Source organism: Chromobacterium phragmitis (assembly GCF_003325475.1).
GTDB classification, from domain to species: domain Bacteria; phylum Pseudomonadota; class Gammaproteobacteria; order Burkholderiales; family Chromobacteriaceae; genus Chromobacterium; species Chromobacterium phragmitis.
In genome coordinates, this window is record NZ_CP029495.1 from 2,929,048 (window position 1) to 2,951,008 (window position 21,961).

Annotated in this window: 19 protein-coding genes and 7 tRNA genes; 20 read left to right on the forward strand and 6 right to left on the reverse strand. The window is 64.1% G+C overall.

The window, feature by feature from the left end; genetic code table 11:
- Positions 1-178: 178 nt before the first annotated feature.
- Positions 179-1,792, reverse strand: a complete 1,614-nt coding sequence (locus tag DK842_RS14035; protein ID WP_114061998.1) for an MFS transporter — start codon at positions 1,790-1,792, stop codon at positions 179-181.
- The gene (locus DK842_RS14040) at positions 1,789-3,441 is read right to left on the reverse strand and encodes a GMC family oxidoreductase (protein WP_114061999.1); all 1,653 of its coding nucleotides are present in this window, start codon (positions 3,439-3,441) and stop codon (positions 1,789-1,791) included. Before DK842_RS14040 ends, DK842_RS14035 begins: the two co-directional genes overlap by 4 nt.
- Before the next feature lie 164 nt (positions 3,442-3,605).
- Here DK842_RS14040 and DK842_RS14045 point away from each other — a divergent pair, with 164 nt between their 5' ends.
- Together DK842_RS14045 and DK842_RS14050 are read left to right on the forward strand one after the other, a co-directional pair.
- The gene (locus DK842_RS14045) at positions 3,606-4,529 is read left to right on the forward strand and encodes a LysR family transcriptional regulator (protein WP_114062000.1); all 924 of its coding nucleotides are present in this window, start codon (positions 3,606-3,608) and stop codon (positions 4,527-4,529) included.
- Positions 4,530-4,538: 9 nt separating this feature from the next.
- On the forward strand, positions 4,539-5,402 hold the full coding sequence (locus DK842_RS14050; RefSeq protein ID WP_114062001.1) for an AraC family transcriptional regulator: 864 nt from the start codon (positions 4,539-4,541) through the stop codon (positions 5,400-5,402).
- Positions 5,403-5,464: 62 nt separating this feature from the next.
- Here the strand turns inward: DK842_RS14050 and guaB are convergent, their stop codons facing one another.
- Entirely contained in the window at positions 5,465-6,928 is a 1,464-nt protein-coding gene (gene guaB / locus DK842_RS14055) for an IMP dehydrogenase (protein WP_114062002.1), read from the reverse strand.
- A 139-nt stretch (positions 6,929-7,067) separates the two neighbouring features.
- On the opposite strand from guaB, the gene DK842_RS14060 reads away from it, so the two are divergent.
- The 11 genes from DK842_RS14060 (at position 7,068) to ampC (ending at position 13,048) form a co-directional block, all read left to right on the forward strand.
- Positions 7,068-7,499 (forward strand): DUF4124 domain-containing protein, encoded by a 432-nt coding sequence (locus tag DK842_RS14060; protein WP_232538485.1) that lies wholly within the window; start codon positions 7,068-7,070, stop codon positions 7,497-7,499.
- Positions 7,500-9,305: an excinuclease ABC subunit UvrC gene (gene uvrC / locus DK842_RS14065; RefSeq protein WP_114062003.1), complete on the forward strand. Its 1,806-nt coding sequence runs from the start codon at positions 7,500-7,502 to the stop codon at positions 9,303-9,305. It begins immediately after the preceding gene.
- 87 nt (positions 9,306-9,392) lie between these two features.
- A complete protein-coding gene (pgsA, locus tag DK842_RS14070) occupies positions 9,393-9,974 on the forward strand; it encodes a CDP-diacylglycerol--glycerol-3-phosphate 3-phosphatidyltransferase (RefSeq protein WP_114062004.1) in 582 nt (193 codons plus the stop codon).
- Between the two features lie 101 nt (positions 9,975-10,075).
- A tRNA-Gly gene (locus DK842_RS14075) sits at positions 10,076-10,151 on the forward strand.
- Between the two features lie 22 nt (positions 10,152-10,173).
- A tRNA-Gly gene (locus DK842_RS14080) sits at positions 10,174-10,249 on the forward strand.
- Between the two features lie 21 nt (positions 10,250-10,270).
- Positions 10,271-10,346 (forward strand) — tRNA-Gly (locus DK842_RS14085).
- Between the two features lie 22 nt (positions 10,347-10,368).
- Positions 10,369-10,444 (forward strand) — tRNA-Gly (locus DK842_RS14090).
- A gap of 27 nt (positions 10,445-10,471) precedes the next feature.
- Positions 10,472-10,547 (forward strand) — tRNA-Gly (locus DK842_RS14095).
- Positions 10,548-10,592: 45 nt separating this feature from the next.
- Positions 10,593-10,666, forward strand: a tRNA-Cys gene (locus tag DK842_RS14100).
- Between the two features lie 216 nt (positions 10,667-10,882).
- Positions 10,883-11,728, forward strand: coding sequence for an N-acetylmuramoyl-L-alanine amidase (locus DK842_RS14105; RefSeq protein ID WP_232538486.1), 846 nt, complete (start codon positions 10,883-10,885; stop codon positions 11,726-11,728).
- Positions 11,729-11,866: 138 nt separating this feature from the next.
- Complete coding sequence (gene ampC / locus DK842_RS14110; protein WP_114062006.1) at positions 11,867-13,048, forward strand: class C beta-lactamase; 1,182 nt, start codon at positions 11,867-11,869, stop codon at positions 13,046-13,048.
- A 6-nt stretch (positions 13,049-13,054) separates the two neighbouring features.
- Here the strand turns inward: ampC and DK842_RS14115 are convergent, their stop codons facing one another.
- Positions 13,055-13,411 (reverse strand): hypothetical protein, encoded by a 357-nt coding sequence (locus tag DK842_RS14115; protein ID WP_114062007.1) that lies wholly within the window; start codon positions 13,409-13,411, stop codon positions 13,055-13,057.
- Positions 13,412-13,528: 117 nt separating this feature from the next.
- A complete protein-coding gene (locus tag DK842_RS14120) occupies positions 13,529-14,215 on the reverse strand; it encodes a DJ-1/PfpI family protein (protein ID WP_114062008.1) in 687 nt (228 codons plus the stop codon).
- Positions 14,216-14,298: 83 nt separating this feature from the next.
- Here DK842_RS14120 and DK842_RS14125 point away from each other — a divergent pair, with 83 nt between their 5' ends.
- On the forward strand, positions 14,299-15,246 hold the full coding sequence (locus tag DK842_RS14125) for a GlxA family transcriptional regulator (RefSeq protein ID WP_114062009.1): 948 nt from the start codon (positions 14,299-14,301) through the stop codon (positions 15,244-15,246).
- A 2-nt stretch (positions 15,247-15,248) separates the two neighbouring features.
- On the opposite strand, the gene DK842_RS14130 is transcribed toward DK842_RS14125, so the two are convergent.
- Positions 15,249-15,509: a hypothetical protein gene (locus DK842_RS14130; protein ID WP_114062010.1), complete on the reverse strand. Its 261-nt coding sequence runs from the start codon at positions 15,507-15,509 to the stop codon at positions 15,249-15,251.
- A gap of 1,051 nt (positions 15,510-16,560) precedes the next feature.
- Here DK842_RS14130 and DK842_RS14135 point away from each other — a divergent pair.
- From DK842_RS14135 to DK842_RS14160, 6 genes are all read left to right on the forward strand, one after another.
- Positions 16,561-16,645, forward strand: a tRNA-Leu gene (locus DK842_RS14135).
- Between the two features lie 181 nt (positions 16,646-16,826).
- Entirely contained in the window at positions 16,827-17,273 is a 447-nt protein-coding gene (locus DK842_RS14140) for a ProQ/FINO family protein (protein ID WP_114062011.1), read from the forward strand.
- A 120-nt stretch (positions 17,274-17,393) separates the two neighbouring features.
- Complete coding sequence (gene htpG, locus DK842_RS14145) at positions 17,394-19,292, forward strand: molecular chaperone HtpG (RefSeq protein ID WP_114062012.1); 1,899 nt, start codon at positions 17,394-17,396, stop codon at positions 19,290-19,292.
- A gap of 104 nt (positions 19,293-19,396) precedes the next feature.
- Positions 19,397-19,804, forward strand: coding sequence for a VOC family protein (locus tag DK842_RS14150; protein ID WP_114062013.1), 408 nt, complete (start codon positions 19,397-19,399; stop codon positions 19,802-19,804).
- Positions 19,805-19,880: 76 nt separating this feature from the next.
- Positions 19,881-20,468: a cysteine hydrolase family protein gene (locus tag DK842_RS14155; protein WP_232538487.1), complete on the forward strand. Its 588-nt coding sequence runs from the start codon at positions 19,881-19,883 to the stop codon at positions 20,466-20,468.
- Between the two features lie 109 nt (positions 20,469-20,577).
- Positions 20,578-21,960 (forward strand): hypothetical protein, encoded by a 1,383-nt coding sequence (locus tag DK842_RS14160; RefSeq protein WP_114062015.1) that lies wholly within the window; start codon positions 20,578-20,580, stop codon positions 21,958-21,960.
- The last annotated feature ends 1 nt before the right edge of the window (position 21,961 follow it).

Below are 21,961 nucleotides of genomic sequence, written 5' to 3' on the forward strand. Positions count from 1 at the left end.
AGTGCGGGGGCCGCGGCGCAGGGCCATTTCGCGGCGCGAACGGACTGATGGCTGCGCTGTCTTTGGCTGGCAATGCCAGGAACCGCAGGCGATCCCGCCAGCGTCTGCGCCGGACGCGGCGAGGAGAGCCGCGTCCGGTTAGCCGCGAGACGGCGCGGCGCTTGGAATCTACCGGCGCTTAGTGCTGGTGGATGTCATTGCGGAAGGTTTCTTTCAGGAACAGCAGGCTGACGATCAGGCTGACGGCGTAGACCACGATCGGGTACCACAGGCCGTACAGGATATCCCCGGTATAGACCACCAGCGAGAAGGCGACGGTGGGCATCAGGCCGCCTATCCAGCCATTGCCCAAGTGGTAGGGCAGCGACATCGAGGTGTAGCGGATGCGGGTGGGGAACAGTTCCACCATCATTGCGGCCAGAGGGCCGTAGGTCAGCGCGGCGATCGTGGACAGCATCACCAGTATCAGGATCACCATCGCGTGGTTGATCTTGTCGGGATCGGCCTTGTCGGGATAGCCGGCCGCCTTCAGCGCGTCCTGCAGCGTTTTCTTGTCGAAGCTGGTCAGCACGGCATCGCCGATGTGGACCTCGGTCACGCCGACCGCCGCCGCTTTTTGTTGATAGGGCACGCCGTCCTTGGCCAGCAACGCCTTGGCCTGGTCGCATGGGGAATTCAGCTTGGCTTTGCCTATCGGGTCGAACTGGAAATGGCAGACGGAAGGATCGGACACCACGGTGACCGGCGCGCGGACCTGGGCGTCGGCGACATCCGGGTTGGCGTAGGCGGTCATCCAGCGGAAGGCGGGGAAGGTCAGCGCCAGGGCCAGGGCCAGGCCGACGATCAGCACCGGCTTGCGGCCGACGCGGTCCGACAGATGGCCGAAGTACATGAACAGCGGCGTGGTGAGGATCAGCGACGCGATCAGCATCAGGTTGGCGGTTTGCGGGTCCACTTTGAGAATCTGGGTCAGGAAGAACAGCGAGTAGAACTGCGCGCAGTAGAAGGTGACGGCCTGGCCGCCGTTGAAGCCGAACAGCGCGATCAGCACCACCTTGAGGTTGCGCCAGTTGCCGAAAGCCTCGCTGATCGGGGCCTTGGAGTGCTTGCCTTCTTCCTTCATCTTCAGGAAGGCGGGCGACTCCTCCATCGATAGCCGTATCCAGGTGGAGATGGCCAGCAGCACGATGGAAATCAGGAACGGAAGGCGCCAGCCCCATTCGTTGAAGGCGTCGCCGGTGAGCTTGCGGCAGGCCAGAATCACCAGCAGCGACAGCAGCAGGCCGACGCCGGCGGTCACCTGGATCCAGCTGGTGTAGCCGCCGCGCTTGTGGTCCGGCGCGTGTTCGGCCACGTAAATGGCCGCGCCGCCGTATTCGCCGCCGATGGCCAGGCCCTGCAGCATGCGCAAGGATACCAGCGCGATGGGCGCGGCGATGCCCAGCGTCGCGTAGCCGGGCAGCACGCCGACCAGGAAGGTGGACAAGCCCATGATGACGATGGTGGCGAGGAAGGTGTATTTGCGGCCTATCATGTCGCCCAGCCGGCCGAACACCAGCGCTCCGAACGGCCGCACCACGAAGCCGGCGGCAAAGGTCATCAGCGCGAAGATGAAGGCGGTGGTGTCGTTGACGCCGGTGAAGAACTGCTTGCCAATGATGGCGGCCAGCGCGCCATAGAGGAAGAAGTCATACCATTCGAATATCGTGCCCAGCGATGAGGCCAGGATTACCTTGCGTTCGGCGCGGCTGATGCCGACGGCGGAGGCCGTCGATGCCATGCTGTTGCTCATGTCGAAATCTCCTTTGCGGGTGTGGCCGGCGTCCGGATCGGCGCCGGGGTGTCGTTGTCCCGAGCGATCATCAGCGCCGCCTTGGCGGCGATCATCAGCGTCGGGCTGTTGGTGTTGCCGGAAGTGATGGTCGGCATGATGGAAGCGTCGGCCACGCGCAGGCCGGCCACGCCGCGCACGCGCAGCCTGTCGTCGACCACGGCCATGCCGTCCGTTCCCATCTTGCAAGTGCCGACCGGATGGAAGATGGTGGTGCCGATCCGGCCCGCCGCCTCGACCAGCTCCTCTTCGCTCTGAAGCTGAGGGCCCGGAAGATGCTCCTCGGGCTGGTAGCGCGATAGCGCCGGAGACGCGGCGATGCGCCGGGTCAGCCGGATGGCGGCGGCGGCCGCGCGGCGGTCTTCGGCATGGCTCAGGTAATGGGGCTGGATGATGGGCGGCGAGGCGAGGCTGGGGCCGCCGATGGCGACATGGCCTCGGCTTTGCGGCCGCAATTGGCAGACGGAGGCGGTGAAGGCGGGAAAGGGATGCAGCGGTTCGCCGAAGCGCTCCAGCGACAAGGGCTGCACATGATATTCCAGATCGGGCGTGGCGGCGTTTGGCTCGCTGCGGGCGAAGGCGCCTAGCTGGCTGGGCGCCATCGCCAGCGGGCCGCTGCGCGTCCATAGATATTCCCAGGCCATCGCCAGCTTGCCGCTCCAGCTGGCGGCGCGCTGGTTCAGCGTGGCCGCGCCCTGTATTTTGAACACCAGCCGCAATTGCAGATGGTCTTGCAGATTGGCGCCCACGCCGGGGAGGTCGCGCTGCGGCGCGATGCCGCGGCTCGCCAGCAACGGCGCCGGACCGATGCCGCTGCGCTGCAGCAGCAGCGGCGAGCCGATGGCGCCGGCGGCCAGGATGATCTCGCCGCGGCAGCGCGCCTGCTGCCGGCAGCCCTGGCGGATGAAGGAAACCGCGGCGGCGCGTCCATTTTCCAGCATCAGCCGTTCCGCTTCCGCTCCCGTCAGCACCGTCAGGTTGCGGCGATCGCGAGCGGGACGCAGGAAGGCGCTGGCGCTGCTCCAGCGCCAGCCGCTTTTCTGGTTGACCTCGAAATAGCCGCAGCCGGCGTTGTCGCCGCCGTTGAAATCGGCCACCGGGGCGATGCCCTGCTCGGCGGCGGCGTCGCGGAAGGCGTCCAGTATTTCCCAAGACACCCGCTGCTTCTCCACCCGCCATTCCCCGCCATGGCCGTGCAGCGGCCGCTCGGGATCAAAATGATCTTCCATCTCCATAAAGTGGGGCAGCACTTCGCTCCAGCTCCAGCCCTTGTTCCCCTGCGCGGCCCAATGGTCGTAGTCGGCGGCCTGGCCGCGCATGTAGATCATGCCGTTGATCGAGGACGAGCCGCCCAGCACCTTGCCGCGCGGGTAGGCCAGGGAGCGGCCATGCAGCCCATCCTCGGCCGCGGTGCGGTAGCACCAGTCGGTGCGAGGATTGCCGATGCAGAACAGGTAGCCGACGGGAATGTGTATCCAGGGATAGTCGTCCTTGCCGCCGGCTTCCAGCAGCAGCACGCGCTTGGCGGGATCGGCGGACAGCCGGTTGGCCAGCAGGCAGCCGGCGCTGCCGGCGCCGATGATGATGTAGTCGAATTCTGCGCTGAGCATGCGCGGCGCTCGCTTATATATTTGTCATTGGCGTCATGTAAGCAGAATTGCATTAGTCTGAGAATGGCCAAGCGGAAACAACGTATGTTAATTTTTGAACAACGGGCGGCGAGTCGGTTGTCATTTTCGTGTGCAAACGCACAAGCGCGATAGCGAGGGGAAGCATGTTCGATTGGAACGATGTCCGTTTTTTCCTGGCCCTGCAGCGGACGGGCAAGCTGCTGGGCGCGGCCCGGCAATTGGGCACGACCCACGCGACCGTCGCGCGCCACATCGCCGGGCTGGAGCGGGTGTTGGGGCGGCCGCTATTCATCCAACAGACCGACGGCTACGCGCTGACTGCCGCCGGGCGAGAGCTGCTGCCGTTGGCCGAGGCGCTGGAGAATACTGCTTCGCAGATGCTGGACTGCGGCGGGCAGGACCATGCCGAAGTCAGCGGCGTGGTGCGGTTGGGCGCGCCGGAAGGCCTGGGGGGCCTGTTCCTGGCGCGGCACATGCCGGCGCTGATGGCGAAGTACCCGGGATTGGAAATAGATCTGGTGGCGGTGCCGCGCTTCGTCAGCATCATCAGCCGCGAGGTGGACATCGCCATCTCGCTGGAGCGGCCGCAGGCCAATCTGGTGGTGACGCGCAAGCTCACCGACTATCGGCTGGGCCTGTACGCGACGCCGGCCTATCTGGCGGCCCATCCTCCGATACGGGAGCGCGAGGATTTGAACGGCCACGCGATACTCGCCTATGTCGACGACCTGCTGTTCACCCGCGAACTGATGTACCACCACGGCCTGTGCCGCAACCCCCGCATGCCCCTGCGCAGCACCAGCGTGGTGGCGCAGCGGGAGGCTGCCTTGGCAGACGGCGGCATCGCGGTGCTGCCTTACTACATGACTTGCGACGAGCCCAGGCTGCGGCAACTGCTGCCGGAGCTGCGCATCGTCCGCTCTTACTGGATCAGCGCGCGCAGCAACATCCGTCGCACGCTGCGCTACCGCGTGGTGTGGGACTACGTGGTGGAGTTGTGCCAGCGGATGCAATGGCTGCTGTTGCAACAGCCAACTCAGCAAAACGAATCAATCGACGCGAGATAAGCTCACTTCATGAGAACGCTCTATCGCAACGGCGGCCCGGATTCGCCGTATTTGTGGCGGATGCTGCGGGCGCTGGACTACCTGTGGCGCCATCTGGATGGGCCGGTTCCGCTGGAGAGGCTGGCGGAGGAAGCTTGCCTGTCGCCCTTTCACTTTCACCGCGTGTATCGCGGCCTGATGGCCGAAACGGTGGGGGAGACTCGGCAGCGGCTGTTGCTGCATCGCGCGGCCAAGCAGTTGGCCGATGGCTCGCTGCCTTTGTCTAGGGTGGCGGCGCGCGCCGGCTACGGCGGCACCGCGGCCTTCGTCCGGGCCTTCGCCAGGGCTTACGGCGAGAGTCCGGGCCGCTATCGCCAGCGTAGAGCGTTCATTTCTAGGCAAGACTGGGAGACCGTGATGCATGAAGTGACATTGCTCAAGCAGGATAAGGGGCTGAGGGTGCTGATGCGCCGCCATGTCGGCAGTTATATGGAGATCGGCCAGGCCTTCGGCGCTTTGCAGGCCATCAGTCCGGGTTGCGCGGTCGGCGACGAGCCGGGCCGCATATTCGGGATGTATCTGGATGATCCGGAACAGACGGAGGAGGCCAAGCTGCGCTCCATCGCCTGCGTGACGGTGCCGGATGCCTGGCAGGAGCGGCCGCTGCCGGATGGGTTCGAGTGGGGGGAGATTCCCGCCGGTGAGTACGCTTGCGTGACGCATCTGGGACCGTACGCGGAGCTGTCCACTACTTGGTCCTGGCTGTACCGGCACTGGCTGCCCGGCAGCGGGCGCGCGCCCGGCGGCGTGCCGTGCGTGGAAGAGTATTTGAATTCGCCTTACGACAACCCGCCCACGGCTTTGCGCACCCGGCTGATGTTGTCGCTGGCCTGAGTGGCGGACGCAAAAAAGCCCGCGCCATGCGACGCGGGCTTTTGTTTTTCCAGCGCGGGGGCTTAGCGCTCCACGTGGTAGTTCGGCGCTTCCTTGGTGATCTGCACGTCGTGGACGTGGGATTCGCGGATGCCGGCCGAGGTGATTTCGACGAACTGCGCCTTTTCGTGCAGCTCGGCGATGGTTGGGCAACCCAGGTAACCCATCGACGAACGCAGGCCGCCCACCAGCTGGTGGATCACCTGGCCGATCGGGCCCTTGTACGGCACGCGGCCTTCGATGCCTTCCGGCACAAACTTGTCGGCGGCGTTGGAGCTGTCCTGGAAGTAGCGGTCGGCCGAGCCCTGGCTCATCGCGCCCAGCGAGCCCATGCCGCGGTAGGACTTGTAAGAGCGGCCTTGGAACAGCTCCACTTCGCCCGGAGCTTCTTCGGTGCCGGCGAACATGCCGCCCAGCATCACCGCGTTGCCGCCGGCGGCCAGCGCCTTGGCGATGTCGCCGGAGAAGCGGATGCCGCCGTCTGCGATCATCGGCACGCCGGTGCCCTTCAGCGCCTCGGACACGTTGTGGATGGCGGTCAGTTGCGGCACGCCCACGCCGGCTACGATGCGGGTGGTGCAGATGGAGCCGGGGCCGATGCCGACCTTGACGCCGTCGGCGCCGGCCTTGACCAGGTCCTGCGCGGCCTGGGCGGTGGCGATGTTGCCGCCGATCACATCGACTTGCGGGAAGTTCTGCTTCACCCAGCGCACGCGCTCCAGCACGCCCTGGCTGTGGCCGTGGGCGGTGTCGACCACGATCACGTCCACGCCGGCGGCGACCAGCGCCTTGACGCGCTCTTCGGTGTCGGCGCCGGTGCCTACCGCCGCACCCACGCGCAGGCGGCCCTGGCTATCCTTGTTGGCGTTCGGGTGCTCGCTGGTCTTGATGATGTCCTTGACCGTGATCAGGCCCTTCAGCTCCCAGGCGTCGTTGATCACCAGCACGCGCTCCAGGCGGTGGGTGTGCATCAGCTCGCGGGCCTCGTCGATGCTGGCGCCTTCCTTGACGGTGATCAGGCGCTCGCGCGGGGTCATGATGGAGCCGACGGTCTGGTCCAGACGGGTTTCGAAGCGCAGGTCGCGGTTGGTGACGATGCCCACCACCTTGCCGGCTTCGATCACCGGCAGGCCGGAAATCTTGTACTGGCGGGTCAGCAGCACCAGGTCGCGCACCAGCATGTCCGGCGCGATGGTGATCGGATCTTTCACCACGCCGCTTTCATGGCGTTTGACCTTGGAAACTTCGGCGGCCTGTTTTTCCACGCCCATGTTTTTATGGACGATGCCGATGCCGCCTTCCTGCGCCATGGCGATGGCGAGACGGGCTTCGGTCACGGTGTCCATGGCGGCGGAAACCAGCGGCAGGTTCAGCGTGATGTTGCGGGTGAGTTTGGTGCTGAGCGCTACATCGCGCGGCAAAACTTCAGAATGGGCCGGGACGAGGAGGACGTCGTCGAAGGTGTAGGCTTTCTCGATGATGCGCATCGCATTTCCTTAGGCGGCAAAGCCGCATTATACCGGATTGCTGACTGCCCTGCAAAAACAACGCGATGGGGCGTTTTGCGCGGCGGGATGGCAGGCCTTACAATCGAGAATACCGCGACAACAGGCCTGGAATGCAGACATGAAGCCTTACCTAGCATGGGCGTTCGGCATGATCTTGCTGGCGCCGTCTCTGGCCGGCGCCGAGGTTTACTCCTGGACCGACGCCAACGGCAACAAAGTGTATTCCGACCAGCCGCCGCCGCGCGTCAACGCGCAACGGATGAATGTGAGAGCGCCGCAGGCCGCGCGGACGGCCTCCGCGCCGCAGGCCGAAAAGAAGGCGGAGAAAAAGGCCGACAACAAGGCGGTGGCTTCCGACAACGCCGCCATCGCCGCGGCCAACGCCAAGATCAAGGAACAGAATTGCAAGGCGGCCCAGACCAATCTGGCCACGCTGCAGCTGAACGGCCGCATCCGCCTGCCGGGCTCCACCGCGCTGGCCACCGACGCCCAGCGCGGCGAGATGATCCGTCAGGCCCAGAAAGACGTGCAGACTTGGTGCAATAAATAAGTGTCCAAAAACGAATTCGATTACCAGAACGTATTGCAGAACCTGCCGTCGCTGCCCGGGGTCTACCGGATGCTGGATAAGGACGGCAAGGTGTTGTACGTGGGCAAGGCGATAGATCTGAAGCGCCGCGTCAGCTCCTATTTCCAGAAGAACGATCAAAGCCCGCGCATCCGGCTGATGGTGAGGCAGATCGCCGACATCGAAACCACGGTCACGCGTTCCGAGGCCGAGGCGCTGATCCTGGAAAACAATCTGATCAAGGCGCTCTCGCCGCGTTACAACATTCTGTTTCGCGACGACAAGTCCTACCCGTATCTGATGTTCAGCGGCCACGATTTCCCGCAGATGGCTTATTACCGCGGCGAGCCGAAAAAGCCCAACCAGTATTTCGGGCCGTATCCAAACGGCTACGCCGTGCGCGAGAGCATGCAGATTTTGCAAAAAGTATTTCGGCTGCGCACTTGCGAGGACGCGGTGTTCGCCAACCGTTCCCGGCCCTGTCTGCTGTACCAGATCAAACGCTGCTCCGGTCCCTGCGTGGAACATGTCAGTAGGGAGGAATACGCGGCCGACGTGGCCAGCGCGGTGGCCTTTCTCAATGGCCGGCAGAGCGAGCTGATAGACGAACTGACGCGGCGGATGGCGGCGGCGGCCGAGGCGATGGCGTTCGAACAGGCGGCGGAGCTGCGCGACCAGATCCAGGCCTTGGCGCGGGTGCAGGAGAAGCAGTTCGTCGCCAGCAACCAGAGCCAGCAGGATTGCGACGTGGTGGCGGCGGCCATCCGCGACGGCATGCCTTGCGTCAATCTGGTGATGGTGCGCGGCGGACGCCACCTGGGGGACAAGAGCCACTTTCCTGTGGGCGGCGAGGCCGATTCCGCCCAGGAAATCCTGGAGGCCTTCGTCGCCCAGCATTACCAGCATGCCGGGGTGCCGACGGCGCTGGTGGTCAACGGAGAGCTGGACGAGGCGCTGCGACAGTTTTTGCAGGAGCGGGCCGGACGCAAGGTGTACATCGTGGGCAATCCGATAGGTGAGCGCCGGGTCTGGCTGGAGATGGCGGAGAAAAACGCCGAACTGGCCATTCTGCAAAGGCTGGGCAGCAAGGCCACGCAGAACCAGCGGCTGGCGCAGCTGAACGAGGCGCTGGAACTGGAGGACGCAGGCCGTTTCGAATGCTTCGACATCAGCCACACCATGGGCGAGGCCACGGTGGCGTCCTGCGTGGTGTACGACAAGGGCGCGATGCAGCCCGCCGAGTATCGCCGCTTCAATATCACCACCGCCGCGCCCGGCGACGATTACGCCGCCATGCGCGAGGTGCTGACCCGCCGCTACGGAAAACTGGCGGAGGGCGAGGGCAAGCTGCCGGACGCGGTGTTCATCGACGGCGGCAAGGGCCAGGTGGGCGTGGCGCTGGAAGTGATGGGCGAATTGGGGCTGAGTCTGCCCATCGTCGGCATCGCCAAGGGCGAGGAGCGAAAGCCCGGCCTGGAAACGCTGATCCTGCCTTACCTGGAAAAGACGCTACAATTGCGCCAGGATCATCCGGCGCTGCATCTGATACAGACGGTGCGCGACGAGGCCCACCGCTTCGCCATCACCGGACACCGCGCGCGGCGGGCCAAGGCGAGGACCTCGTCGACGCTGGAGGACATCCCCGGCATCGGCGCCAAGCGCCGCCAGCAGTTGTTGACCCGCTTCGGCGGCCTGCGCGGCGTGGCGGCGGCCAGCGTCGATGATCTGGCGCAGGTGGGCGGCATCAGCCGCACGCTGGCGGAAAAGATTTACAATGCTTTGCATTAAATGATGGCAAGCGGTCGCCGCCCCTGATCCAGGCTCGGGGCGGCGGCGGCGTGGTAGACGAGCCTGAAAGCGACAAGACCAAGACCGATGCCCTTCAATTTGCCGATATTACTGACCTGGCTCAGGGTCGCCCTGATCCCGATCTGCGTGGCGGTGTTTTTCCTGCCGGATTCCATCTTGCTGCTGCATAGCCGCAATGCCGTGGGGGCCGGCATTTTCGCGTTGGCGGCTGCCACCGACTGGCTGGACGGATTCCTGGCGCGCAAGCTGGGACAAACCTCGGCCTTCGGCGCCTTTCTCGACCCGGTGGCGGACAAGCTGATCGTCGCCGCCGCGCTGATCCTGCTGGTGCAAATGGGCCGCACCGAAGGCTGGATGGCGATGATCATCATCGGCCGCGAGATCACCATTTCGGCGTTGCGGGAGTGGATGGCCGGCATGGGCAGCCGCAGCAGCGTGGCGGTCGCCTATGTTGGTAAGCTGAAAACGGCGGCGCAGATGCTGGCGATCACGCTGCTGCTGTACGATGGACCGCTTTTCCCGGGGCTGGATGCGCATCGCTTGGGAAATTTTTCGATGTACGTTGCTGTCATATTGACTTTGTGGTCAATGGTTTATTATCTGCAGATGGCGGCCAAGGAGTTCGCGGGTAAAAAAATAGATGTTTGAAGTGTTGACAGGGCGGATCAAATCTCTATAATTCGCAGTCTCTCGCCGCCGCTGACACGGCAGCAGCGAGAAACAAGCAGCGTTGTAGCAAGTTACGCAGCGCGGGAATAGCTCAGTTGGTAGAGCGCAACCTTGCCAAGGTTGAGGTCGCGAGTTCGAGCCTCGTTTCCCGCTCCAGTAGCCTGAAACAATTTGCGATGCGGGAATAGCTCAGTTGGTAGAGCGCAACCTTGCCAAGGTTGAGGTCGCGAGTTCGAGCCTCGTTTCCCGCTCCAGTAGCTTGGAAAATTTGTGATGCGGGAATAGCTCAGTTGGTAGAGCGCAACCTTGCCAAGGTTGAGGTCGCGAGTTCGAGCCTCGTTTCCCGCTCCAAAAAAGTTTGAAAATCTGCAATGCGGGAATAGCTCAGTTGGTAGAGCGCAACCTTGCCAAGGTTGAGGTCGCGAGTTCGAGCCTCGTTTCCCGCTCCAGAATCAAACTTGAAACACTGTGTCGACGCGGGAATAGCTCAGTTGGTAGAGCGCAACCTTGCCAAGGTTGAGGTCGCGAGTTCGAGCCTCGTTTCCCGCTCCAAAATTCATGTAGATCAGATATGATCTGGTCGAAACGCCGGTTAACGGCGGGGTAGCAAAGTGGTTATGCAGCGGATTGCAAATCCGTCTACGCCGGTTCGATTCCGACCCCCGCCTCCAGACAAAACCCCGTAAATCTTTGGATTTACGGGGTTTTTCTTTATTCGTTCCATGATTTGATCCACGGTGAATCGACGGCTACCGCACTTTCCCGGCGGCGGCGGCTCCAAGACACAGGCAGGCGCCGCCTGAGGCGGATGGGCTCGCCCGGCGGTGGGAAAGCGAGAGGATATGGCGGATAGAAGACAATTTCTTCGCGGGGCGGGGCTGGCCGCGATGAGCGGATGGCTGCCGGCGGGCGCGGCGTCGAATGAGGCGGCAACCCTGCGGATAGACGCGACGCGCGAATCGGCGAATCAGGACTCGCGGGTTAGGGTGCTGGTGTTCCATTACACCGCCGAGGATTTCGAGACCTCGCTCAAGCTGCTGACCGAGCCTCGCTACCGGACCAGCGCGCATTATCTGATTCCAGACGCCGGGACGCTGGCAAGGGATCCTTCGGCGCTGAGGCTGGTGACCGAGGAGCGGCGCGCTTGGCATGCCGGAGTCAGCCATTGGCGCGGCGAGCGCTATCTGAACGACAACTCGATAGGCATCGAGATCGTCAACCGGGGCTATCCCTCGCCGGAGCAGGATGATTGGCCGCTGACAAGGCGGCAGTGGCGGGATTTCGACGACGCGCAAATCCGGCTGGCCGGCTGGCTGGCGGCCGACATCGTCGAGCGCCATGGCATCGCGCCGGACAATGTCGTCGGCCATGCCGACATCGCGCCGGGGCGCAAGGCCGACCCTGGTCCCCGCTTCCCCTGGGAGCGCCTCTACCGGGAGTTTGGAGTCGGCGCCTGGCCGGACGGCGACGATGTGCGCAGGCTGCTGGCGGCGCAGCCGCGCGCCGCGGATCCCGTCAGCTGGCAGCGGCGCTTGTCTGCTTATGGTTACGACGCGCCGCTGACCGGCAATTGGGATGGCAAGACCCGGGATGCCATCGCCGCTTTCCAGATGCATTTCCGCCAGTCCCGCTTCGACGGCGAGCCGGATGCGGAGTCGTCGGCGATATTGGACGCCTTGCTGCTTAAATACCGTGGCGCGGACATCGACGAGGGCGAGGGCGGCGGCGCCTGAGCGCGGGTTTCCGGTTACGCCAGTTACGTGTGGCGCGGTTTACGGCGGGAGCGAGGGTTTGTAATTTGACGGGGCTTTCCATTGATTGACGCGCGCCCGGCGAAAGACCGGCGTCGCGCCTTCGCTCAGGAGTTCGTGATGACCTATTCCCGCATATTCAGCCTCGGCGCCGGCCTGTTCGGTTGCCTTGCCCTCTTTTCCACTCCCGCCGCGGCGGCCAGCCAAACCGAGCTTGACCGCGCGGTGGCGGCGACGATTCCGCCCTTGATGCGGGCAAACGACATCCCCGGCATGGCTGTGGCGGTGCTGGCCGGCGGCCAGACCCATTATTTCAATTACGGCGTGGCCTCCAGGGAGAGCGGCCAGCCGGTAACCCGTGACACCGTGTTCGAGCTGGGGTCGATCAGCAAGACCTTTACCGGCATCCTGGGCGGCTATGCGCTGGCCCAGGGGAAGCTGGCGCTGACGGACTCGGCCAGCCGCCATCAGCCAGAGCTCAAAGGAAGCGTGTTCGATCGCGTGTCTATGCTGCAATTGGCCACTTACAGCGCCGGCGGCCTGCCGCTGCAGTTTCCGGACGCGGTGAGCGGCTACAGGGACATGTGGGCGTATTACCGTGACTGGCGACCGGGCTTCGCGCCGGGAGAGCGCCGACAGTATTCCAATCCCAGCATAGGCTTGTTCGGCCATCTGGCTGCGCGCGCCCTAGGCCAGCCGTTCGAGCGGGCGATGGAGGGGACGGTTTTGTCCAAGCTGGGTTTGGCCAGCACCTATCTTCACGTGCCGGCGGCCGCGCAGCCGCGATACGCCTGGGGCTATTCCAAGGCGGGCAAGCCGGTGCGGGTGTCGCCGGGCGCGCTCGACGCCGAGGCTTACGGCGTCAAGTCCAGCGCGGCGGACATGTCGCGCTACCTGCAGGCCAATCTTTCCGGCGCGGCCGATCCGCAGCTGAGCCGCGCGATCGCGGCGAGCCAGACCGCGTACTACCAAGTGGGCAATATGCTCCAGGGCCTGGGCTGGGAGGGCTATCGCTATCCCATCAGCCTGGACGGCTTGTTGGCCGGCAATTCCAATGAAATGGCGTTTCAGCCGCAGCGCGTGTCGTGGCTGAATCCGCCCAAGGCGGGAGAGGGCGAGATGTTGTGGAACAAGACCGGCTCCACCGGCGGTTTCGGCGCCTACGTTTTGTTCGTGCCGGCGCGCAAACTGGGCATCGTGATGCTGGCCAATCGAAACTATCCCATCGCCGAGCGGGTGAGGGCGGCGTACCGGATACTGTCGCAGCTGGATCCGGCGCTGGCCTCCTCCGCCCAGCCTTGACCGGCTTCAGGCCGGCTCGACCAGCAGCAGCATGCTGGGCAATTCCTCGCCATTGTCGGTGGGCAGTATTTGGTAGCGGTCGGTGGCGGCCGGCTCCGGATCATCTCTCAGCCGGCATTCCAGCACATTGCAGACATAGGCGAGCACCGTGGATTGCAGCGGCTGCAGTTCTTCGCTCAGCCGCAACGTGATGTAGGGGATGAAATGCTCGTCGGCGTGGGCGCGCGCGTGAAGGCCAGCCTTGGTCAGCAGGGTGACGATCTGGTCGGCGCGATGGATAAGCGGTTGGCGGACGTAGAGGGCGTCCAATTGGGCGCGGTAACGATCCGCGGCGTTTCTGACCAGTTCGGCGTAAAGGCTCATGGCTTGGCTCCCCGGCTGCCGGAGCGAGGGCGCTCCGGCGGCTATCATGCAGTCCTGTTCTAGGTTTAGCCGTTATGGAGGGGGAGGGCGTTCAGCCGCTTGGACAGTTTTGTCCGTTCACAACATCGCGGCGGCCGCGCGCACGACCGCCGCTTCCCGCCGGTCGCGCATCTGGTCCATTCTTTGCCTCGCCGCCGCCAGCACTTCCGGGCTGGCCAGTTCCGGCCGGCCGGAAGCGAACGGCGGAGCCGGCGCGTACTCCAGAGCCAATTGCACGGTCTGCGCGAACCGACGACCGGCTATCTTGGCCATCAAGGCCAGCGCCATGTCGATGCCGGCGGTGACCCCGCCGCCGCTGATCAGCTTGCCGTCCATGACGATCCGATCGGAACAGGGCTGGGCGCCGAAGGCGGCCAGGCTGTCCAGCCAGGCCCAGTGGCAGGCGGCGCGGCGGCCTCTCAGCAAGCCGGCCGCGCCCAGCAGCAGCGAGCCGGTGCAGACTGAGCTGATGTAATCCGCGCCGGCGGCCAGACGCCGCAGTTCGTCCAGGAATGCCCGGTCCTCCATTGCCTCCACGGTGCCCAGCCCGCCGGGCACCAGCAGCAGATCGCAATGTTCGATATTGGACAAGCGGGCAATATCGGAGAAGACGACGCCGCCATCGGCGCGGATGGCTTCGCCGTGTCGGGAAGCCAGCAGGCAACGGGCGCGGGGCAGCTTGCTCAGAAATTCCAGCGGGCCGGTGAAGTCCAGCTGGGTGACGCCCGGATACAGCGCGAAAACGATGAGATAGGGTTGGTGCATATGGCCTCCCGGCGCGGATTGACCTTTTCATCATCATTTGGCTATGCTTTGTCGTAAATGACAGTATTCCATCTTTTCATGCCATGACACGCGATATTGCCATTCTGCTGTTCGATGGGTTTCAGCTGTTGGACGCGGCGGGGCCGATCTCCGTCTTCGAGAGCGCGCTGCGCTATCGTCCTGGCGCCTACCGCTTGCGGGCGGTATCGTTGCGCGGCGGTTTGGCGCGCAGCTCGTCCGGGATGGCGATGGATAGCGACGCCTGGGGGGCGATGGCGCCGCCGGACACGCTGCTGGCGGCGGGAGGGGAGGGCGTGCCTGCCATTCTCGGGTGCGAGGAGACGCGGACATTCATCCGGCGCTGCGCCGAGCGGTCGCGGCGGGTGGTCAGCGTGTGCACCGGCGCATTTCTGCTGGCGGAGGCTGGCTTGCTGGATGGCCTGAGCGCCACTACGCATTGGGCGCATGGCGCGGACTTCGCGCGTCGCTATCCGCAGGTGTCGCTGGATGTCGACCGCATTTTCATCCGCCAGGGCGCGGTATGGACAGCGGCCGGCGTCAGCGCCGGCATCGACATGGCGTTGGCCTTGGTGGCGGACGATCTGGGCGATGACATCGCGCGGCGCTGCGCGCAGCGTCTGGTAATGTATTACCGCAGGCCGGGTGGGCAATCGCAGTTTTCCTCCTTGCTGGAAATGCAGGCTCCGAATGGCCGTTTCGCGCGGCTGCTCGACCAAGTGCGGCGCAATCTGGAAGCGGCATGGGATGTGGAGTCGATGGCCGCTTTCTGTTGCTTGAGCCCTCGCCATTTCTCGCGTCTGTTCCTGGCCGAAGTGGGCATGCCGCCGGCGAAGGCGGTGGAGCGTCTGCGGGTGGAGGCGGCGCGTGCTGCGTTGGAGAGCGGCACGCGCTCCATGCAGCGGGTGGCGCGGCAGTGCGGTTTCGGCGACGCGGAAAGAATGCGCCGCAGTTTTGTGCGGCAGCTGGGACGGCAGCCATCCGGCTTGTTGCGGCAGGCGGGCGAGGCCTGACTTCAGCGGCGCGCTTGCAGCAGGCGCCGCGCTTCGGCCGCCAGTTCGCGTTGGCTGGACGCCAGCAGCTTGAAGTCCAGGTCCTGGATGGCCAGTTGTTGGGCTTGCTGCTGGTTGACGGTCAGCAGTTGCTGTTCGCGCAGCTCTAGTTGTTCGATGCGGGCCTGCTGCGACGCGCCGCCGCCGAAGAGCTGGTCCAGCAACTGCAGCGGGAACAGCAAGGCCAGCGCGGCGAGGGCGAGGCGAAGCGCGGATGGGATCATGCGACTCTCCTGGCCCGTTCGTGGACCGCGGTCGGACGGGCGTCGTAAAGGGTTTCCAGATAGGCGGGGCCCTGCCGCATCCGCAGCAGCGCGGGCGGTCCCATCGGGGATGGACCAAATCTTCCGCTGGCAGGTCTTGTCTAGTTCCATCGAGCGAGAGTCGGAACGCCTGGGCCTGGGCGTCCGTTATTCTGCGCCGGATTCTCCCGTCTCTGCCGCCAGTCGGAGGAGATGGCCCACTCCGCCTCCAATCCTTGGTAGGCTGCGAGCAGGGCCGCAAAGCTTGGGGGCGAAGCTGTCTTGGCGCCGCGGCTTCGCCACCGCAGCTTCGGTTTCTCTTGCGAACCCGCGGTCGACTTGTCGGTTGGCGCCATGTGCGCAGCGCTTGGCGTGCAGAGCCCTTGCCCTTCTGTCCATGCGAGCCCTGGTGCAATGCGGGCATGCTGTTCTCCAAGTCGGAACGAGTGGCGCGATGGAATGTGACTAGGGCCAGTTTAGGGGCAGGGGCGGAGGGGAGGACAGCGGACGGATGTCAGTGCGAGGAGGCTCTGGCGACGCGCTCGGCATTTTCCGGCCAATGAAATAGGGGGAGAGATCAATATGCCGGCGGATTTTTGTGAAGAAAAGCAAATTTAAAGATATCTGGTTATTGGGCAGGCATTAAACCGAATTTTATTGACGCTTTGTCAATAAAATCCTTGTGTAATCGATTTCGTCGGGAGAGATAGCTATTTATGCATGGCGAGAGTATTGAATTCCGTCAATGAGACGGTTTATGCGCAGCGCATCGAGAGTGGTTCGCATTCCATCGACGCGGCGTTGACAGCTTTCGCCATTGCCGCTAAAGTTCACCACCTCGTTTGACGGCAATACTTTAAAATCAAATTGTTGCCGCTAATGAAAGCCGCCGCAATCCCGTTGTCGGAGCGCTTGGCCGCGAATTAGCATGCTTCGCATGCGGCACGCGGTCTTCCAGCGCAGCCAGGGGCTTGATATTTAAAATGCATTGTCAGTCTGTGTTTCGCTAGGCTACAATTGCCCGCTCTGTGCGGCCCCGGTGGTGAAATTGGTAGACACAAGGGACTTAAAATCCCTCGGCTTCGGCTGTGCCGGTTCGACCCCGGCCCGGGGCACCATCAGCAATCCGGTTGCGAAAACCGTTTTCGCCCTGTCGGCGAATGGCGGCATTCATCCTGCTGGATTAAAATTCACATCCTGGCGACGCCGTCGTCTAACTGGACAAGTGGCCGGTTGCATCGCGCCTCTTGATTGGGCAGCATGCGCTGTCTTTGCATCAACGGATCTAGATAGAAGTTCATGAAGCCAAATACTGAAACGGCACTCGGTGCTGCTCTCAAGTCTGCTGTTCAAAGCCTGTCCAAGAAAAAGCAGACCGAGATGATCGCGGATCACATCTACGGCAAGTTCGACGTGTTTCGTCAGTTCCGGCCGTTGGCGCTTGGCATTCACGAAAGCCTGATCGCGTCGTTGTCGCAGTTCGATCCGAACCTGATTTCCCGCGTGGTGGCCAACCACTGCCGCAAGCCGCGTTATCTGAAATCGCTGGCCCGCGGAGGCAAGCGCTTCGACCTGGCCGGCAAGCCGCAAGGCGAGGTGAGCGCGGAGGAGAAGCGCGCGGCCGAGTTGCAGATGCAGCCCAAGAACGCGACGGCCGCGGAGGCCGACCCGCAGACGGCGCCGACGGACGCCGCGCCCGCAGCCGTGGAAGCGGCGCCGCAGCAGGAAGGCCAAGCCGAGTCCTGATCCGGCCCGCCGCGAAGAAAAGCCCTGTCTTATGACAGGGCTTTTTGCGTCTTGGGTCTTGAAATGCCGGGGACGGACTCCATCTGCCCGCTATCGCCAACCTCAACAACCTTGACGAATATGAGCGCACAGAAAGAAACCCTGGGTTTTCAGACCGAAGTGAAACAGCTGCTGAAGCTGATGATCCACTCCCTGTATTCCAACAAGGAGATTTTCCTGCGTGAACTGATCTCCAATGCTTCCGACGCCGCCGACAAGCTGCGCTTCGAGGGCATGGCCAAGCCGGAACTGTTCGAAAACGATCCGGAGCTGAAGATCGGCATCTTCTTCGACAAAGACGCCCGCACCGTCACTATCGCCGACAACGGCATCGGCATGAGCCGCGACGAAGTGGTGGCCAATATCGGCACCATCGCCAAGTCCGGCACCAAGGCCTTCTTCGATCAGCTGTCCGGCGACGCCAAGAAGGACGCCAACCTGATCGGCCAATTCGGCGTGGGTTTCTACTCCGCCTTCATCGTCGCCGACAAAGTCACGCTGACCAGCCGCCGAGCCGGCGAAGCCGCCGCCACCCGTTGGGAATCGCTGGGCGAAGGCGAATACACGCTGGAGCAGGTGGAAAAGGCCGGCCGCGGCACCGAGATCGTGCTGCACCTGAAAGAGGGCGAGGACGAGTTGCTGAACGACTGGCGCTTGAAGGCCATCGTCCGCAAGTATTCCGACCACATCTCCATTCCGATCGAGATGAAGAAGGGCGCCGGCTACGGCGAAGACGGCGAAGTGACCAACAGCGACGAGCTGGAAGTGGTCAACTCCGCCTCCGCGCTGTGGACCCGTTCCAAGAGCGACATCACGGAAGAGCAGTATCAGGAGTTTTACAAGCACGTCGCGCATGACTTCACCGAGCCGCTGGCCTGGAGCCATGCCCGCGTCGAAGGCCGCCAGGAATACACCGAACTGTTGTATATCCCGTCGCGCGCGCCGTTCGACATGTACGACCGCGAGCGCAAGCAGGGCGTGAAGCTGTATGTGCGCCGCGTCTTCATCATGGAAGACACCGAAAAGCTGATGCCGCATTACCTGCGCTTCGTGCGCGGCGTAATCGACAGCAACGACCTGCCGCTGAACGTGTCGCGCGAAATCCTGCAGGAAAGCAAGGATATCGACGCCATCCGCGCAGGCTGCGTCAAGAAGGTGCTGGGCCTGCTGGAAGACCTGTACGCCAATCAGCCGGAAAAGTACGCCGCATTCTGGAAGGAGTTCGGCCAGGTGCTGAAGGAAGGCGTGGGCGAGGATTTCGCCAACAAGGATCGCATCGCCAAGCTGCTGCGCTTCACCTCCACCGCGTCGGAAGACGGCGCGGAGCCGTCCGTTTCGCTGGCCGACTACATCGGCAGGATGAAGGAAGGCCAGGACAAGATCTATTACATCACCGCCGACACGCTGGCCGCCGCCAAGAACAGCCCGCATCTGGAAGTGTTCAAGAAGAAGGGCGTGGAAGTGCTGCTGTTGACCGACCGCGTCGACGAGTGGGTGACCGGCTCGTTGTTCGAGTTCGATGGCAAGCCGCTGCAGTCCGTCGCCAAGGGCGCGCTGGATCTGGGCGCGCTGGAGGACGAGGCCGACAAGGAGGCGCAGAAGCAGGTGGAAGAAGCCTCCAAGCCGGTAGTGGAAAAAGTGCAGAAGGCATTGGGCGACAAGGTGAAGGAAGTGCGCGCCACCGCCCGCCTGGTGGACAGCCCGGCTTGCCTGGTGGCCGGCGAGCACGATATGAGCGCCCACCTGGAGCGGATGCTGAAGGCCGCCGGCCAGAAGGTGGAAGGCAGCAAGCCGACGCTGGAAATCAACCCGGAGCACGTGCTGGTGAAGAGGCTGGCCGAGGAGTCCGACGAGGCGCGCGCCGGCGATCTGGCCGCTGTGCTGTACGATCAGGCGCTGCTGGCCGAGGGCGGGAAGCTGGAAGACCCGGCTTCCTTCGTCAAGCGCATCAACAAGCTGATGCTGGAACTGTCGGCCTGAGTCCGTCCGCGCCAATGCCGCAAACGAACCGTCCTTTCGCAGGGCGGTTTTTTATTGCCATTGTCCTAACATGAGATTCCCTGCAATGGAACCAGGAGAAGGCGATGAGCGAAACGAGAGCGCTGCCGGGCGTGTATCCCAGCCTGTGCTACGACGACGCGGTGGTGACGATGGAATGGCTGGAGCGGGTGTTCGGCTTTCAGCGCCGCTTCGCCATGATAGAGGACGGCAGAGTGCATCATGCGGAGTTGAGCCTGGGCAATACCGTGATCATGGTGACCAGCCTCAAACCTGAGCAGCGGGATGGCGGCTTGTTCGGGCAGGCGCTGGCCTTGTGCGTCCACGTGGCGGACCCGGCCGCGCATTTCGAGCGGGCCAAAGAACTGGGCGCGAACATCATGCAGCCGCTGAAGCGCGAGGATTACGGCGCCAGCGGTTACCTTGCCCGCGATCCGGAAGGCCAGCAATGGTATTTCAGCGACTATCTGCCGGGCGAGTACTGGGAGTCCTGAGCGTCCTGAGTTTGTAGTGCGCAGTCAGCCGGCGCATGGCATCATGCCATTTTCATCTTCAAGATAGGGCCTGACCGTGCCGCAGCGATTCGCCACTTCCACGCCGCTGTTGTTGCTGATCGACATGCAACAGGCGGTCGATGATCCCAGCTGGGGGCCGCGCAACCATCCGCAGGCGGAGCGGGTGTGCGCCGAGCTGCTGGCCGCCTGGCGCGGGCGGGGCCTGCCGCTGATCCATATCCGCCACGATTCCGTCGAGCCGCGCTCCACTTACCGGCCCGGGCAGCCGGGCCACGCGTTCAAGCCCGAGACCTTGCCGTTGTCCGGCGAGACGGTGATCGGCAAGCAGACCAACAGCGCCTTCATCGGCACCGGTTTGGAGGCCCTGCTGCGCGAGCGCGGCTGGCGGGAACTGGTGGTGGCTGGCGTCAGCACCAGCAACTCGGTGGAAACTACGGCGCGGATGGCCGGCAATCTGGGTTTTAATGTCTGGCTGGCTGAGGATGGCTGTTTCACCTTCGACAAGGTTGATTGGCAGGGGCGTTTGCGCCGCGCGGAAGAGGTGCATGCGATGAGCCTGGCGAATCTTGACGGCGAGTATTGCCGCGTTTGCCGCAGCGAGGCCATTCTGGCGGAGCTGGGCAATATTCCCGCACGCGCGTGATCGCGGCCATCTGGCGTGGACGTGAAGGCGTCGCCCCTCAGGATTTGTCATTGTCATCATGATGAGACTCACGCTTTATCGCGGCTTGCCGCCAGGAGAACCGCGGGTTTTGGATCGCCTCGCGTTGCGGCAGGCTTTGCTATGGCAGCCTGGCTTGTCGGTCGAAGCGCGCATCGAAGGCCTGCTCGGGCCGCTGCGCAGGCTGGATGAGATGCCGCTGAGCCTGGCGGATAGGCTGCACGCGCTGAAGGCCGTGTATGAAGCCTGCCAGCCTCTGCTGTGGCGGGGCGGCGGCGCGGACAGCGATGTCTTGCTGCGCGGCCTGTGGCGCGAACTGCATGAGGCCTGCAAGCTGCTGGCCCAGGCCTGCGCCGCGCGCCGCGCCGGCCGCTTCGGCGACGGCGGTTTGCTGCGGCAGGCGCTGGGCATGGCGCTTGGCAGCGGCTGGCGGCTGCAGTGCGGCCACATGCTGGGTTACGCGCCGCTGTTTCCCGGCTTTTGGCAGGATTGCCACCAACTGTTCGCCGAAGCCCGCCGCCAGGGGTGGGAGGGCCAGCCGGCTCCGGGGGCCTGTTATCGGCAGATGCTGTTGCTGGGCATCACATCCAGCAATCGGCTGGATCCGATGCGGCAGCGACAACTGTTGGACTGGGTGGAGAGCCATGGGCAGGCGTTGAGGCTGGTGGGACCGCCCAAGAGAGGGGAGGGGGCGGAAGCCTGGCTGGTGTCGTTGGAGGCCGACAGTCCCGGCCGCTTCGCCACCATCGCCTCGGCAGAGGCCGCCGGCGGCTATTGGCGGGCGGAAGCTGCCGACGTGGTCCATCGTTTGAGGTCATCGGCCCAAGCGGAGCCGGAATCCTTCACGGCTGGGCAATGGCAGTTGCTGGAGAGGCTGGAGCGGGAATGGAGCCGGCCGCCGCAACGCCGCCATCTGCGGCGCAATCAGCGCAACGGCCAGCGCGTGGCCGTGGTGAGCGGTTTCGACGCCTGCTGGAGGCTGGCGGCGGAAGGGCGCGCGCCGGAAGACGCCGGCGAGCTGCTGTTGGGCAATCTAAGCACTTCGGGCATGCTCCTGTACGGCGATTGCCCGGCAGGCCTGCTGCAGGCCGGAGCGCTGGTGATGCTGAAGCGGCGGGGCTTCGAGTGGCAGCTTGGCTTGGTGCGCTGGATCAGCTTGCCCGGCGGCGACGCGCCGACCGAGTGCGGGGTGGAGTTCGTCGGCAAGCGGCCGCAGGCAATATGGGCCGGCGCGGTGACCAGCCACCCCGCAGGCGAACTGGAGCGGGGCCTGTTGTTGCAGGCGGAGAGGCGGTTCCGCCAGAAAGGCGTGCTGGTGGTGCCGGGAAGGCAATACCAGGCGCTGCGCCCTTTCCGGCTGCGCGCTGAGGCCGGGGAGTGGGCGGTGCGGGCGCAGCGTTTGCTGCAGCAGACGGCGAGCTGTCAATTGATGGAGATACGGCTGGAGGAGGCGCTGGCGACGCAGCCGGCTTAGG